Origin of the sequence: Neorhizobium sp. SOG26 (assembly GCF_003491345.1) — a bacterium.
In the GTDB taxonomy this organism is placed as follows: Bacteria; Pseudomonadota; Alphaproteobacteria; order Rhizobiales; family Rhizobiaceae; genus Neorhizobium; species Neorhizobium turbinariae.
In genome coordinates, this window is sequence record NZ_CP025512.1 from 107446 (window position 1) to 120853 (window position 13408).

Sequence of the window (13408 nt, forward strand, 5' to 3'; positions counted from 1 at the left end):
TTCAGCGCGCCTCGGCCTGCTCTTTCCATTCCGGCAGCGGGAAAATCCGGTCGTAAGCCCAGTTGAAGACGAAGGCATAGGCCACGTAGAACAGCGCAAAGGCGATATCCATCACCAGCGCTTCCCAGAGGCTGATGTCGAGATACCAGGCCACGAACGGCAGGAGCACGATCAGCAGGCCAAGCTCGAACAGGATCGAGTGCGCCACGCGGATCGCGGGTGATTTCTGCGTGCCGCCGGTCATCCGCCGCATCAGGTGGTCGAAGCCGAGATTGTAGAGGTAGTTCCAGCCGGTCGCGATGGTGGCGCCGCCGACGGCGATCACGCCAATGTCCTCGATCGGCTTGTGGAAGAACAGCGCACCGAGCGGCGTGACGATCAGAAGAGCGATGATTTCGAAGCTTAAGGCGTGACGGATACGGTCGCGTGTCGAGCGCATGGCAAACCCCTATACGGGTTGTTCCGGGTCGTCCCGAAGTTCAGGCCCATCAGGGGGAGGTCGTCCTCTCAAGGCTTGAGATAATCAATCCGGGGCGAGGGGACAAGAGCGCTGGCGCAAACCAGCTATGCCCGCGCGGCAGGCACAAAAAAGCGGGCCTGTGGCCCGCTCTTGAAATGTCGCTATGTTGCCCGATCAGGCGCGGGCAACGGCCCGGCGGCGGTCATGCACCGGCTGGTAGGCCAGTTTTGCATGGTAGCCGCAATAAGGAGAGGCTTCGCGGGCTTCGCAGCCGCAGAAGTGGAAGTCGTCCTTCAGCGGGTCGCCAACCGGCCACTTGCAGGTGCGCTCGGTCAGTTCCGTCAGGCCCAGGCGACGCGAGATCGGCACGACAACGTTGCTTGCCGGGCGGAATTCCATTTCCTCGTAGGCTTCGACTTCGATCTCTTCCTTGAGAACGGTCGCGCCAACCGGGCGGGTCACCGTCTTGGTGGCAACGCGCGAAGCGAAGTTCGGGGCGCGAGGCGCGGAGGTCGCGCGCTTGGGAGCCGCCGCACGATTGCTGGCTACCGAACCGCCACCTGCCTTGGCTCGGCCGGGCAGGCTGAGGCGGTGCACCTTGCCGATCACGGCATTTCGGCTTACGCCTCCAAGTTGTGCCGCGATCTGGCTGGCGCTGAGGCCTTCGGCCCAAAGCTTCTTGAGTTTTTCGACGCGCTCGTCTGTCCAGTTCATGCCCGTTCTCCGCCTTTGAACGTTGCTGGCATGCAGAATCCTTCCACCCTTGCTGCGGAAAACATTCCGCAGCAACCACTATATCTATGATGTAGGTGACTAGTTCCGCCGCATGCGTTCTAGTAATTGATGATTAACCTAGTGCCACGCTGACTCCGTGGCAAGAGTCGGTGGAATCAGCGCGAATCGATTTTGCGGTTTTCCCCAACTTGCTGTCCGGGCGAGTCATTTTTGCCACAGATCAACCCAGGCGATAAAATCCGCTGAAATGCCGCTGAAAGCCCGGGATTTGTTGACAAGCCCGGGTGAAGGATCAATAGTGCCACCGCCGCCCTGTGGGCGGCATTTTTAATTGTTGCGCCGGGCTTTTGGGACGCTCGGCGATGACTGGCTTTAGGAGTGATGTCGCCATGGCTGAATCGGCGCTTTTCGACACTTTTGCCCGGGCTCCGCTGCGCTTCGAGCGAGGCGAGGGTGTCTGGCTCGTGACGGAAGGTGGCGAGCGATATCTCGACTTCGGTTCCGGCATCGCGGTCAACTCGCTCGGTCACGCGCATCCGCACCTCGTCGAGGCGCTGAAGTCGCAAGCCGAAAAAGTCTGGCATACATCGAACCTGTTCGATGTGACCGGCCAGGACACGCTGTCGCGCCGGCTGGCTGACAACTCCTTTGCGGACAAGGTGTTCTTCACGAACTCCGGTGCGGAAGCGCTGGAATGCGCCATCAAGACCGCGCGCCGCTACCAGTACACCAAGGGCCACCCGGACCGCTTCCACATCATCACCTTCGAAGGCGCCTTCCACGGCCGCACCTTGGCGACGATCGCGGCCGGCGGCCAGGCAAAGTACCTGGAAGGCTTTGGCCCCAAGGTCCAAGGTTTCGACCAGGTCCCGTTCGGTGATGTCGAGGCTCTGAAGGCGGCGATCAACGAGAACACCGCAGCGATCCTCATCGAGCCGATTCAGGGCGAGGGCGGTATCCGTCCGGTGCCGAAGGAATTCCTCCAGACGCTGCGCAAGCTCTGCGACGACAACGGCCTGCTGCTGATCTTCGACGAAGTCCAGTGCGGCATGGGCCGTACCGGCAAGCTTTTCGCCCATGAACTGACCGGCGTGACCCCGGACATCATGGCGCTCGCCAAGGGTATCGGCGGCGGCTATCCGCTGGGCGCCTGCCTTGCCACGGCAGAAGCTGCCTCGGGCATGACGGCTGGCACGCATGGAACGACCTACGGGGGCAACCCGCTCGGCATGGCGGTCGGCAATGCCGTCCTCGATGTCATGCTGGAGGAGGGGTTCCTGGAGCGTGTCCGCGACGTCTCGCTCTTCTTCCGCCAGGGGCTCGCAAGCCTCAAGGATCGTTTCCCGAACATCATCGAGGATATTCGCGGCGAAGGCCTCCTGCTCGGCATCAAGGCCAAGGTGCCTGCCGGCGAACTCGTGGGCGCCATGCGCGACGAGCACATGCTGGCCGTACCGGCCGGAGATAACGTCGTGCGCCTGCTGCCGCCGTTGACGGTCACCGTTGATGAGGCTCGCGAGGGTCTGGCACGCATCGAGAAGGCAGCGGAAAAGCTCACCGCAGCCAACATGAAGAAATCGGCCTGAAGGGTGAGAGAGGGCGCCTGACGGTTCCCTCTTCATAGGAAGCAGAACATGGCATCTCCGAAGCATTTCCTTGATCTTTCCGCAGTCTCCCCCGCGGATCTGCGCGTCATTCTTGAAGACGCCAAGGTTCGAAAGCAGGCGACGAAGGCGGGCACGGCGGAAAAGCCGCTGGCCGGCAAGGTCCTGGCGATGATCTTCGAAAAGCCGTCGACCCGTACCCGCGTTTCCTTTGATGTCGGCATGCGCCAGCTCGGCGGCGAGACGCTGTTCCTGTCGGGCACGGAAATGCAGCTTGGCCGCGCCGAAACGATCGGCGACACGGCCAAGGTCCTGTCCCGTTACGTCGACGCGATCATGATCCGCACCACGGATCACGCCCGCATGCTGGAGCTTGCCGAACACGCAACGGTGCCGGTCATCAACGCGCTGACCGACGACACGCATCCCTGCCAGATCATGGCAGACATCATGACCTTCGAGGAGCATCGCGGGTCGATCGAAGGCAGGACGATCGCCTGGACCGGCGACGGCAACAACGTGCTCCATTCCTTTGTCGAAGGTGCGGCACGCTTCGGTTACCGGATGAACATGGCGGTGCCGATGGGCTCCGAGCCGCATGACAAGTTCCTGAACTGGGCACGCAACAACGGCGGCAACATCATGCTCTGCCATGATGCCGAGCGCGCCGTGGCGGGTGCCGATTGCGTCGTCACCGACACATGGGTGTCGATGAACCAGGAACACAAGGCGCGCGGCCACAACATCTTCCAGCCGTACCAGGTCAATGGCGAGCTGATGAAGCACGCCGACAAGGACGCGCTGTTCATGCACTGCCTGCCGGCACATCGCGGCGAGGAGGTGACCGACGAGGTGATCGACGGACCGCAGTCGGTGGTCTTCGACGAAGCGGAAAACCGGTTGCACGCCCAGAAGTCGATCCTCGCCTGGTGCCTGGGCGCTGTCTGAGCGTCCAACAACTTGAATTCGGCAAAAGCTGGTACCATCTACCGGCTTTCAGGTGCGCTTCCTGACAGAGCTCGAGGCGCTTCAACAAACATCGTCGACGCTTTTCATCCCCGCCCGGTGGTTCCGCTTGGGTGCGCGCATGTGTAAAAGGCCCCTGTCGGCGCGAAGGAGTAGGTCATGGCGGAAGCGACTGTAGAACTCAACGAACTCGACTTTGCCGGAGACGACCGCGTCGTTCCTTTCCAGGTGGAAGGTCTTGATGTGCGCGGTCGCGCCGTGCAGCTCGGGCCGTTGCTCAACGCCATCCTGGAGCGTCACGAATATCCGGCCCCGGTTGCCCGGCTACTTTCCGAAGCCATCGTGCTCACCGCGCTGCTCGGCACCTCGTTGAAGTTTGACGGCAAGTTCACGGTGCAGACCAAGAGCGACGGACCGGTGGACCTGCTGGTTGCCGATTTTTCGACGCCGCAGAGCCTTCGCGCCTATGCCCGCTACAATGAGGAGCGGCTTGCCGAAGCTGTAGAGGCCGGAAAGACGACGCCGCCTGACCTGTTGGGCGAAGGCATCCTCGCCTTCACCATCGACCAGGGCCGCGGCATGACGCCTTACCAGGGCATCGTGCCGCTCGACGGCTCGTCGCTGGAAGAAATCGCTGGTGTGTATTTCCGGCAGTCCGAGCAGATACCGACCAAGGTGCGCCTCGGCGTGGCCGAACTCTACGATCGTGACGACAACGGCAAGGCCCGCCACAACTGGCGCGCCGGTGGCCTTGTTGCGCAGTTCCTGCCGGAAGCGCCGGAGCGCATGCGCCACCCGGATCTGCATGGCGGCGATGGCGACGAGAGCGAAACGGATTGGACCGAGGACGATGCCTGGAACGAGGCCCGCACGCTGGTCGAGACCATCGACACGGACGAACTGACCGATCCGCAGGTGCCGATCGAACGGCTGCTGTTCCGCCTCTTCCATGAGCGCGGCGTGCGCGTCTACGAGCCGCAGCCGGTGCTTGATCGCTGCAGCTGTTCGCGTGAACGGATCAAGAGCGTGCTGGATGGCTTCAGCGCCGAGGAAATCGAGGCAAGCCAGGAGGACGGGCGCATCTCCGTCACCTGCGAATTCTGCTCGACCACCTATCGCTACGAGGCGACGGAATTTGCCGACGCCTGAGGCGTTGCGGGTTGAAGAAACTGAAGGCGGGGCGCAAGTCCCGCCTTTTTTGTCAGTTGAGGACGCGCATCAGCCCTGGGCTGTCCAGCGAGAACGCTGGAATGGTCACATGGAAGGCTTCGCCCTCGTCGGTCACCATCTCGTAATGGCCGAACATGACGCCGGACGGCGTATCAAGCGGGCAGCCTGAGGAATATTCGTAGCTGTCGCCGGGTTTGAGCTGCGGTTGCTCACCCACCACGCCCGGTCCATCGATCTCGTCGACGATGCCGTTCTGGTCGGTGATGTTCCAGTAGCGGTGCACGAGCTTGACGGTGAGCGGCGAGTGGTTCTCGATCACGATCCGGTAGCCCCAGACATACCGGCTGTCTTCCGGGCAGGATTGCTCCTCCAGGTAATAAGGCTCGACCGAAACCTCGATATCTCTTGTGCGGGCGCGATACATGTTGCACCTCAACGGAACTCAGCTACGCGATATTGTACGCAAGCGATAAAAGGTCAAGAAATCTCGCCGCCTGGGGGCTGGCAGCCCCCCGCATTCTTGATCTTAAGGGTAATCGATAGGGTGAATCTTTCACGGATCCACCCTATGAAGGCTGCAGCGTCAGGCGCCGACCTTGGCAAGCGCCTGGGCGAAATCTTCCAGGAGATCGTCGGTGTCCTCGATGCCGGCCGACAGGCGAACGGTGCCGGCCGAGATGCCGAGTTCCGCACGGGCTTCTTCGCTGAGGTTCTTGTGGGTCGTGGTCGCCGGATGGGTAATCAGACTGCGCGTATCACCAAGGTTGTTGGAGATCGTCACGACGTCGAGCGCGTTCTGCAGCTTGAAAGCTGCTTCCTTGCCGCCCTTCAGCTCGAAGCAGACGAGCGTCGAGCCACCCTTCATCTGCCTGGCGATGATGTCGGCCTGCGGATGGTCTGCACGTCCCGGATAGATAACCTTGGCGATCTGCTTCTGGTCAGCCAGGAAATCCGCGATCTTGGCCGCATTGGCCGCCTGCTGCTTGACGCGCAGCGGCAGCGTCTCGACGCCCTTGAGCAGCGTCCAGGCGTTGAACGGCGACATGGCAGGGCCGGTATGGCGGAAATAGTCGCTCAGGTTCTCGTCGATCCAGGCCTTGTCCGACAGCACGATGCCGCCGAGGCAACGGCCCTGGCCGTCGATATGCTTGGTCGCGGAATAAACGACGATATGGGCGCCGAGTTCGAGCGGCTTCTGGAAGAGCGGCGTTGCGAACACGTTGTCCACCACCACCTTTGCGCCGATCTGGTTGGCAAGCTTGGCAACGCCGGCAATATCGACCACTTCGAGCGTCGGGTTGGTCGGGCTTTCCAGGAAGAAAACCTTGGTCTTCGGCGTGATCGCCTTTTCCCAGTTTTCGAGCGATCGCCCGTCAACGAGCGTACATTCGATGCCGTATTTCGGCGCCAGCGTTTCCACCACCCAGCGGCACGAGCCGAACAGGGCGCGGGCGGCAACGATATGGTCGCCGGCCTTCAGCTGGCAAAGGATGGCGGCGCTGACGGCGGCCATGCCGGATGCCGTGGCGCGGGCGTCCTCGGCGCCTTCCAGCATGCACATGCGCTTTTCAAACATGTCATTGGTGGGGCTGCCGTAGCGGGCGTAGATGAAACCTTCCGTCTCGCCCTTGAAACGGGCTTCCGCCGCTTCGGAGGTCTCGTAGACGAAACCCTGCGTCATGTAGATCGCTTCGGACATTTCGCCGAACTGCGAGCGGAGTGTTCCCCCGTGAACGAGCTGGGTCGCCGGGCGCCATTTGTTTGTCATGCTGGTCCTCATTCCAAAACAAAAAAACCGGCCGCAAAAAGCAGACCGGTTTCGCACCCGGTCCTTTTAGCCACTTATTTAACGTGGCTGCAAGCCGACCGGCCAAATCACCACGGGATAAGATTGCCATAGCGCCGTGGGCCGCTTGCGTCAATGGCAAGCATTTGGTTTTGTCGGCCCCTGAAAATATGGGAGCCAAGGGTGAGCATGATGGCTCGGACAACGGGAATTCTGGCCGACCGCGCGGTTGCGGAACTGTTTGAAACGAAGCGGTTGATTGCCGAGAAGGAACTGGATCGCGATCAGATCCAGCCGGCAAGCCTCGACCTGCGCCTGGGCGCCAAGGCATTCCGCGTGCGTGCGAGCTTCATGCCGGGCCCGAACAGCCTCGTTTCGGACAAGCTCGACCGGTTGAGCCTGCATGTGATCGACCTGTCGGAAGGCGCGGTGCTTGAAACCGGCTGCGTCTACATCGTGCCGTTGATGGAGCGTCTCGACCTGCCGGCCAACATGTCGGCCTCTGCAAACCCCAAGAGCTCCACCGGCCGCCTCGACATCTTCACCCGCGTCATCACCGATTACGCGCAGGAGTTCGACAAGATCCCGGCCGGTTATTGCGGCCCTCTCTACCTCGAAATCTCGCCGCGCACCTTCCCGATCGTCGTGCGTCGCGGTTCGCGCCTGTCGCAGATCCGCTTCCGCATCGGCAACGCGCTCCTGAGCGAGCCGGATCTCCTGCAGCTCCACAATGACGAAACGCTTGTGGCGTCGGCAAAACCGAACATCTCCGGCGGCGGCATTGCGCTGTCGATCGACCTTGCTGGCGACAAGGCAGGCCTGATCGGCTACCGCGGCAAGCACCACACGGCCGTGGTCGACGTCGACAAGAAGGCCCAGCACGACATCTTCGATTTCTGGGAGCCACTCTACAGCCGCGGCCGCAACGAACTGATCCTCGATCCGGACGAATTCTATATCCTCGTCTCGCGCGAGGCCGTGCATGTGCCGCCGCTTTATGCTGCCGAGATGACACCCTTCGACCCGCTGGTGGGCGAATTCCGCGTCCATTACGCCGGCTTCTTTGATCCGGGCTTCGGCCACGAGGCCGCCGGGGGCAGGGGAAGCCGCGCCGTGCTTGAAGTGCGCAGCCACGAAGTGCCCTTCATCCTCGAAGACGGCCAGATCGTCGGCCGCCTGGTCTACGAGCATATGCTCGAACGGCCGGAAGGACTTTACGGCTCCGGTCTTGGGTCCAATTACCAGGCGCAGGGACTGAAACTCTCGAAGCACTTCCGCTCCTGAGCAGCATCCGGTGCTTGACAGCCGCCGGCTTCTGTTGGACATCTGACGCGTCGGCGGGTGTAGCTCAATGGTAGAGCAGCAGCTTCCCAAGCTGAATACGAGGGTTCGATTCCCTTCACCCGCTCCAGATTCTCCACCAAATATCATCATCAGGTCCACGCGCGGTGGTGCGCCGGCGGACCTGCCCTATCTCCTCCCATCAGAGACTGCCGCGAGGCAGAGGTGAAGTTGCAAGGGAGGACACATGACCCCGGAAGAGCGTATCCAGCGTCACGAAGAAACCATCGAGCGCCTGCGTGCTGACATCGAGTGGCTGCACCAGACCGGCTTCTGGACCGAGGCCGCCACGAACGAGGAACTGATCAGGGAGATCGAAGGCGTCGCGAGCCTCTACCTGTCGATCATCAAGGAACTGTCGCGTCCGCCGGGCTGACGGCCGGGTTATGGAGTTGGCGCCTAAACCGGCGCCTTAATCCGCCGGCTTTCTCGACGGAATGTGCGGCGTCTTGTTCCAGTAGAACGGCTTGAAACGCAATTCGTAGACCGCTCTCCAGGCGGCTCCCGAAATCATCAGCCAGTAGATCGGCAACCACCGCCAGCGGCGCCCGATCCTGGTTTTCTCAGTCGTGGTCATGGTGCTCATGCCGAGCGCCAGAAACAGGGTATAGCTGCCGAGGATATTGGTGAGGTCGATGCCGAAAAGCACCGCGGCATCGAGCGGAAGCTCGCTTGTCGGCGCCTGGAGCATGGCCGCGATCCCCATGCCGATGAACAGGAAGATCAGCGGATGCAGCAGCGAGGACATCAGCATGCCGCCAATCATCAACTGGAAGATCAAAAAGGCGCCCAGTCCCATCTCCCGCACCAGCCGTTGCGGTGCGCGCATCAACACCAGCCATGTCTGCAGCCAGCCCTTGAACCAGCGGCTGCGCTGGCCGATCCAGACCTTCGCCGTCACTGGCGCGTCTTCGAACGTATGGCGCATCAAGGTCTCGGACCGGTAGCCCAGACGGTAGAGCCGCATGCCGAGATCGGCATCTTCGGTGACGTTGAACGGATCCCAGCCACCCACCTCGCGCAGCACCTCGGTCCGGAAATGGTTGGAGGTGCCACCGAGCGGCAAGGGCAGCCGCAGGCTCGCCAGCATCGGCAGCAGTCGCCGGAATAGCGCGCAATACTCCATGGAGAAGTTCGCGCTGATCCAGCTGTCCCTGGCATTGCTGATGATCAGCGGCGCCTGCAGGCAGGCTATACGCTTCGGCACATTGCGGAAGTGACGATAGGCCTCGCGCAATTGCTGCGGATGCGGGCGATCTTCCGCATCATAGACGGCGAGAAACTCTCCGCGGGCGGCGGCAAGCGCGTAGGTCAGCGCCTTCGGTTTGGTGCGCGGACCGAAATCCGGCACCTCGACAATCTCGAAATGCGGCTCCAGCCGCAGTGCCCGCAGCGCGTCGATCGTCTCGCGGTCATCCGCCTCGCAAACGAGCTTGATGTCGAGAAGCGACCGCGGCCACTCGATCCGCCGCAGGCTCTCGATCAATTGTGCCGCCACCTCTGCCTCGTGGTAAAGCGCCACCATCACCGTGTATCGTGGCAGCGGCCCGCTCGGCTCCTGGCGGTAACGCTCGATCTGCGTATTAGAGCCGAGCCCGATGGGCGCGAAACGCAATAAAAGCGAGGCGAAGAAGGTGAGCGACAGCGTCACATGCAGGATGTAGAGCGTTTCGAACGGCGCCACCACCAGGGCTGAAAGCAGCACCGCAAGCGCCAGGCCCCCATAAAAGCCCTGGCGCCCGGTCATCACCGTTCGGGCGGAAAAATCCGGCGTGCGATCGAAAAGGTCGGTGACGGTATGGCGGACGCGGCGCTGCGCCCCCGCCCTCCACACGGCCTCGCGAATGGCAGATGGGGTGGTAACCACCAGGTTCTGCCGCAACTGCGGCATCACCTCGAGCGAGGCGGCGCGGTCTGCGAGCGTTGCAGCTTCCGGCACCATCGCCGTCTGCCGCGGCCGATACTGATAATGGATGCTGACCTGCAGCGGACGCTGGAACTGCGTGTCGAGATTGAGAATATCGAGCACGCTGTCGGGGTCGATCCGGTCGACAAAGGGCAGGCGAAGGAAGCGCGCCATCGCCCCGTAATAGGCTTTCTCGGTCACCAGCCCGCTGTGAAGCAGTTCGTCTTCGAGGCTCGTTCCGTGTTGTTCGGCTTTCAAGGAAAGCGAGGCGAGCAGCGGCTTGGAGAAACCGAGCGCCCGTAGCGCGAGGTAGGAGGGGTCGTCGGGTGCAGCCGCCTGTACCCCGTCGGGCTCGAGCGGTTCGGCAGGTGGCGCCGGCGTCAGATCTTGCGGCGACTGCGGCGCCGGTGGATATTCCCCTAAACGCATGACTCTGTTACACCGCCCGCAAGTGGATAATCCACCCTGTCCTGTTAAGGATCATAAACATGCCCGCTTGGAGCGCATCCCTCAAAAGTTTGGGGTTTCTTAACCTTTCGCCGCTCCGTCTCATCAAGGCGGGCCTGTTTTCCGGCCTACTACTGGCAAGTCACATCCCGGCATCCGCCGCGGAAGAAACCATGCTTCCGCTGATGTTTGACGCGCGCGAGCGCCTGTCGCGGCCGGATCTCTCGTCCGTGGTGCGTGTCCGTATCCTCACCAGCGCCGATTTCCCGCCCTTCAACTTTGCGGACCAGACCGGACGGCTTGCCGGCTTTAACGTTGATCTCGCCCGCGAGATCTGCACCGAGCTGAAGATCGAGGCCAAGTGCCAGATCCAGGCCATGCCCTTTGATGAGCTGGAAAAGGCGCTGGAAAGCGGCGCCGGCGAGGCGGTGATGGCCGGCATCGCGATCACGCCGGAGCGGCGCACGCGGTTCAACTTCACCCGCCCATATCTCGGCATCCCGGCGCGTTTTGCCCGGCACAAGGAGGTCAAGCTGGAAGGCCCCGCCGCGACCGCATTGGCCGAAAAGACTGTCGGCGTCGTCGGTGGCACGACCCATGAGGCGATGCTGAAGGCCTTCTTCCCGAAGCTCACCCCAAAACCGTTCGACAATGCCGATGCCATGCTTGAGGCGTTGAAGTCGCATCAGGTGGATGCGGTGTTTGCAGATGGCTTGCGGCTGCCCTTCTGGGTCGCCGGCGAAGCATCGGCCAACTGCTGCGCCCTGTTCGACGGGCCTTATCTGTCGGAGAAGTTCCTGGGGGAAGGGGTGGCGGTCATGCTCGCCAAGAGTGATCCGTTGCTTCCCGCCGCCTTCGATCAGGCCTTGAGCGTCCTGTCGCGCAACGGCCGGCTACAGGATATCTACCTGCGTTATTTCCCGCACGGTCTCTATTAGGCCGCAGCCCGAGGCATATATTCCTGTCTGCTTATTGGCTGGCCCAGATGATCCGCGCCATCCAGTCCACTTCGGCCAGATCAAAGCTGCGGTTCGGGTGCTCGGGGTTGAGCGACACCAGTTCCACCGTCTTCGCCGTCTGGCGGGCGAGCACCTTGGCCATCACCTCGCCCTCCTTCGTCTTCAGCACCACGCGGTCGCCGCGCCGCACCTGGGCGCCCGGCTCGACGATCAGCACGTCGCCGTCGCGGTAGAGCGGCATCATGGATTCGCCCTGGACTTCCAGCGCATAAACCCCGCTCTTGCGGGACGGGTCGACCGGAAACTCAACGACATCCCAGCCTTGGCCGGCGGGAAAACCACCGTCGTCGAAAAAACCGCCGGCACCCGCCTGGGCAAATCCGAGCAGGGGAATGGTCCCGCCCTGCGGCGGGAAGTTCCCCTCGGGCAGCACGTTGCGGCCGCCCGCCGAAGGCAGGTAGCTCATGAACTGGTCGACGGTCGCGCCCGTCGCCTCCAGGACCTTGGCAATCGATTCCGTCGAGGGCCAGCGCAGCCGCCCGTCAGGCCCCAAACGCTTGGATTTGTTGAAGGACGTCGGGTCGAGTCCCGCCCGTCGGGCAAGCCCGGAAGGCGTTAGTTGATGGCGTTCGGCAAGCGTATCGATCGCGTTCCAGATCGTATCGTGTGACAACATCTTGACCGTAACCCGTGATCGGCAGACGCCTGAACCCCCAGCCGTCGCGACACTTCCAAGCGAAACCTGCCCTGCATCTCATGCCGATGCCCAGAGCCTACCCCCTAAATGTAGCGGGGGCAGCGTGTTCCGTAAAGGGTCTTAGAGGAATAAAATCCTGTATCGAAAGTCAGGCCACGAGCGCCGTATTGATCTTGCTGAGCTTGATCACTGCCTGGGTGCGGCTGTCGACATTGAGCTTCAAGAGGATGGCCGAGACATGCGCCTTGATGGTGGCTTCCGAGACGCCAAGCTCGTAGGCGATCTGCTTATTGAGCAGCCCTTCGCCCAGCATGGCGAGCACGCGGCTCTGCTGGGGCGTGAGCGTCTTCAGCCTTTCTACCAGATCGGTCATGCCGGGGTCTTCTTCCACTGCGGAAAGGTCCGTCTTCGGCGCCCATATATCGCCTTCCAGCACGGCATGGATGCCGGAGCGGATGTCGTCGAGGCCCGAGGATTTGGAGATGAAGCCGGAAGCCCCGAGATCGAGCGCACGGCGCACAGTCGCGCCGTCGTCGGTCGCGGACACGATCACGATCGGCAGCGCGGAGAATTCGGCCCTGAGACTCATCAAGCCGGAAAAGCCGCTGACGCCGGGCATCGCAAGGTCCAGCAGCATGAGATCCGTATCGGTATTGCTTTGGGCGGCACGTCGGGCGGCTTCGAAATCGCCGGCCTCGATGATCACCAGCTCTTCCGCCATGCCTTGAAGAGCCTGGCTCAGCGCACCGCGAAACAGAGGGTGGTCGTCTGCAATGATGATTGTCAGTGTCTGCATGCCCACGCCCCCTCCCAAGAGCATAGTCGTGCTGCCTCTAGTAACGGAGGTTGTAAACCTCTCGTCCCGCAGACACAAGTAGCCCCGCAGACACAAGTAGAACAGTCACGTGCGGTCCGGCTGCGGTTTCTGGGCGTCCCGCTTGTCTTGAAACTCGCCGACAATGCCCATGAAGGTGCGCAGGAACCGTTCCATGATCGAAAGCGACCGGTCGACTTCTTCATCGGTGGGCAGCGCATTGGGCGGCGTGTGGCTCAGGCGCTCCTCGAGCGCCGTCACCCGTTTTTCAAGCCGCTCCAGTTCCTGTTCGTAGGCAGCCCGCTCATCCGGCTGCATCCGGCAGGCCAGTACGCCGTTCTCGTCGCGGCAAAGTGTCATGGCGCCCGTCTGCGTGTCGAGCCGCACCACGCCCTTTTCGGTCCGCTCCAGCTGGAAGCGATTGGTAGAAGGCGCCGAATCTGCTTTTGTCTCAGCCTGTTGCGCATGCGCACTGACCGACAGCAGAAGCGCGATCGGGATCGAGAGAGCCAGTTTCATCTTG

General features: G+C 62.1%; 14 protein-coding genes, 1 tRNA gene and 1 riboswitch. Of the genes, 7 read left to right on the plus strand and 8 right to left on the minus strand.

The features are described 5' to 3' along the window. Window position 1: 1 nt before the first annotated feature. Together CYG48_RS00530 and CYG48_RS00535 are read right to left on the minus strand one after the other, a co-directional pair. The gene (locus CYG48_RS00530) at window positions 2–439 is read right to left on the minus strand and encodes a PACE efflux transporter (protein ID WP_118848599.1); all 438 of its coding nucleotides are present in this window, start codon (window positions 437–439) and stop codon (window positions 2–4) included. Window positions 440–634: 195 nt separating this feature from the next. Continuing rightward, entirely contained in the window at window positions 635–1174 is a 540-nt protein-coding gene (locus CYG48_RS00535; protein WP_118848600.1) for a GcrA family cell cycle regulator, read from the minus strand. A 410-nt stretch (window positions 1175–1584) separates the two neighbouring features. Between CYG48_RS00535 and CYG48_RS00545 the strand changes: the two genes are divergently transcribed. The 3 genes from CYG48_RS00545 to CYG48_RS00555 all read left to right on the plus strand — a co-directional run bounded on the left by CYG48_RS00545 (window position 1585) and on the right by CYG48_RS00555 (window position 4914). Beyond that, complete coding sequence (locus tag CYG48_RS00545) at window positions 1585–2781, plus strand: aspartate aminotransferase family protein (protein ID WP_118848602.1); 1197 nt, start codon at window positions 1585–1587, stop codon at window positions 2779–2781. A gap of 48 nt (window positions 2782–2829) precedes the next feature. After that, window positions 2830–3747: an ornithine carbamoyltransferase gene (argF, locus tag CYG48_RS00550; RefSeq protein WP_118848603.1), complete on the plus strand. Its 918-nt coding sequence runs from the start codon at window positions 2830–2832 to the stop codon at window positions 3745–3747. Window positions 3748–3924: 177 nt separating this feature from the next. After that, window positions 3925–4914: an Hsp33 family molecular chaperone gene (locus tag CYG48_RS00555; RefSeq protein WP_118848604.1), complete on the plus strand. Its 990-nt coding sequence runs from the start codon at window positions 3925–3927 to the stop codon at window positions 4912–4914. A 52-nt stretch (window positions 4915–4966) separates the two neighbouring features. On the opposite strand, the gene apaG is transcribed toward CYG48_RS00555, so the two are convergent. Both apaG and CYG48_RS00565 read right to left on the minus strand, forming a co-directional pair. Next, window positions 4967–5359, minus strand: coding sequence for a Co2+/Mg2+ efflux protein ApaG (gene apaG, locus CYG48_RS00560; RefSeq protein ID WP_118848605.1), 393 nt, complete (start codon window positions 5357–5359; stop codon window positions 4967–4969). Window positions 5360–5518: 159 nt separating this feature from the next. Then, a complete protein-coding gene (locus CYG48_RS00565; RefSeq protein ID WP_118848606.1) occupies window positions 5519–6703 on the minus strand; it encodes an O-succinylhomoserine sulfhydrylase in 1185 nt (394 codons plus the stop codon). 45 nt (window positions 6704–6748) lie between these two features. After that, window positions 6749–6827, minus strand: a riboswitch (SAM riboswitch). Between the two features lie 83 nt (window positions 6828–6910). On the opposite strand from CYG48_RS00565, the gene CYG48_RS00570 reads away from it, so the two are divergent. From CYG48_RS00570 to CYG48_RS00580, 3 genes are all read left to right on the plus strand, one after another. Beyond that, a complete protein-coding gene (locus CYG48_RS00570; protein WP_199925261.1) occupies window positions 6911–8005 on the plus strand; it encodes a 2'-deoxycytidine 5'-triphosphate deaminase in 1095 nt (364 codons plus the stop codon). A 53-nt stretch (window positions 8006–8058) separates the two neighbouring features. Further along, window positions 8059–8132: transfer RNA gene (locus CYG48_RS00575), tRNA-Gly, on the plus strand. 117 nt (window positions 8133–8249) lie between these two features. Next, window positions 8250–8438: a hypothetical protein gene (locus CYG48_RS00580; RefSeq protein ID WP_118848607.1), complete on the plus strand. Its 189-nt coding sequence runs from the start codon at window positions 8250–8252 to the stop codon at window positions 8436–8438. A 36-nt stretch (window positions 8439–8474) separates the two neighbouring features. On the opposite strand, the gene CYG48_RS00585 is transcribed toward CYG48_RS00580, so the two are convergent. Next, window positions 8475–10397, minus strand: coding sequence for a glycosyltransferase family 2 protein (locus CYG48_RS00585; protein WP_118848608.1), 1923 nt, complete (start codon window positions 10395–10397; stop codon window positions 8475–8477). A gap of 59 nt (window positions 10398–10456) precedes the next feature. On the opposite strand from CYG48_RS00585, the gene CYG48_RS00590 reads away from it, so the two are divergent. Further along, window positions 10457–11353, plus strand: coding sequence for a transporter substrate-binding domain-containing protein (locus CYG48_RS00590; RefSeq protein ID WP_118848609.1), 897 nt, complete (start codon window positions 10457–10459; stop codon window positions 11351–11353). A gap of 31 nt (window positions 11354–11384) precedes the next feature. Here CYG48_RS00590 and CYG48_RS00595 read toward each other — a convergent pair whose 3' ends face one another. The 3 genes from CYG48_RS00595 to CYG48_RS00605 form a co-directional block, all read right to left on the minus strand. After that, window positions 11385–12050, minus strand: a complete 666-nt coding sequence (locus tag CYG48_RS00595) for a S24 family peptidase (protein ID WP_118848610.1) — start codon at window positions 12048–12050, stop codon at window positions 11385–11387. A gap of 169 nt (window positions 12051–12219) precedes the next feature. Beyond that, window positions 12220–12867, minus strand: a complete 648-nt coding sequence (locus CYG48_RS00600) for a response regulator (protein WP_118848611.1) — start codon at window positions 12865–12867, stop codon at window positions 12220–12222. A 105-nt stretch (window positions 12868–12972) separates the two neighbouring features. Then, window positions 12973–13404 carry a hypothetical protein gene (locus CYG48_RS00605; protein WP_118848612.1) on the minus strand — a complete coding sequence of 144 codons (432 nt, stop codon included), beginning with the start codon at window positions 13402–13404 and terminating at the stop codon, window positions 12973–12975. Window positions 13405–13408 lie beyond the last annotated feature (4 nt).

What these genes read in the sequence shown, in the direction of transcription:
- CYG48_RS00530 (WP_118848599.1), bottom strand. Translation starts at nt 439, where the DNA reads ATGCGCTCGACACGCGACCGTATCCGTCACGCCTTAAGCTTCGAAATC.
- CYG48_RS00535 (WP_118848600.1), bottom strand. Translation starts at nt 1,174, where the DNA reads ATGAACTGGACAGACGAGCGCGTCGAAAAACTCAAGAAGCTTTGGGCC.
- CYG48_RS00545 (WP_118848602.1), top strand. Translation starts at nt 1,585, where the DNA reads ATGGCTGAATCGGCGCTTTTCGACACTTTTGCCCGGGCTCCGCTGCGC.
- argF (WP_118848603.1), top strand. Translation starts at nt 2,830, where the DNA reads ATGGCATCTCCGAAGCATTTCCTTGATCTTTCCGCAGTCTCCCCCGCG.
- CYG48_RS00555 (WP_118848604.1), top strand. Translation starts at nt 3,925, where the DNA reads ATGGCGGAAGCGACTGTAGAACTCAACGAACTCGACTTTGCCGGAGAC.
- apaG (WP_118848605.1), bottom strand. Translation starts at nt 5,359, where the DNA reads ATGTATCGCGCCCGCACAAGAGATATCGAGGTTTCGGTCGAGCCTTAT.
- CYG48_RS00565 (WP_118848606.1), bottom strand. Translation starts at nt 6,703, where the DNA reads ATGACAAACAAATGGCGCCCGGCGACCCAGCTCGTTCACGGGGGAACA.
- CYG48_RS00570 (WP_199925261.1), top strand. Translation starts at nt 6,911, where the DNA reads ATGATGGCTCGGACAACGGGAATTCTGGCCGACCGCGCGGTTGCGGAA.
- CYG48_RS00580 (WP_118848607.1), top strand. Translation starts at nt 8,250, where the DNA reads ATGACCCCGGAAGAGCGTATCCAGCGTCACGAAGAAACCATCGAGCGC.
- CYG48_RS00585 (WP_118848608.1), bottom strand. Translation starts at nt 10,397, where the DNA reads ATGCGTTTAGGGGAATATCCACCGGCGCCGCAGTCGCCGCAAGATCTG.
- CYG48_RS00590 (WP_118848609.1), top strand. Translation starts at nt 10,457, where the DNA reads ATGCCCGCTTGGAGCGCATCCCTCAAAAGTTTGGGGTTTCTTAACCTT.
- CYG48_RS00595 (WP_118848610.1), bottom strand. Translation starts at nt 12,050, where the DNA reads ATGTTGTCACACGATACGATCTGGAACGCGATCGATACGCTTGCCGAA.
- CYG48_RS00600 (WP_118848611.1), bottom strand. Translation starts at nt 12,867, where the DNA reads ATGCAGACACTGACAATCATCATTGCAGACGACCACCCTCTGTTTCGC.
- CYG48_RS00605 (WP_118848612.1), bottom strand. Translation starts at nt 13,404, where the DNA reads ATGAAACTGGCTCTCTCGATCCCGATCGCGCTTCTGCTGTCGGTCAGT.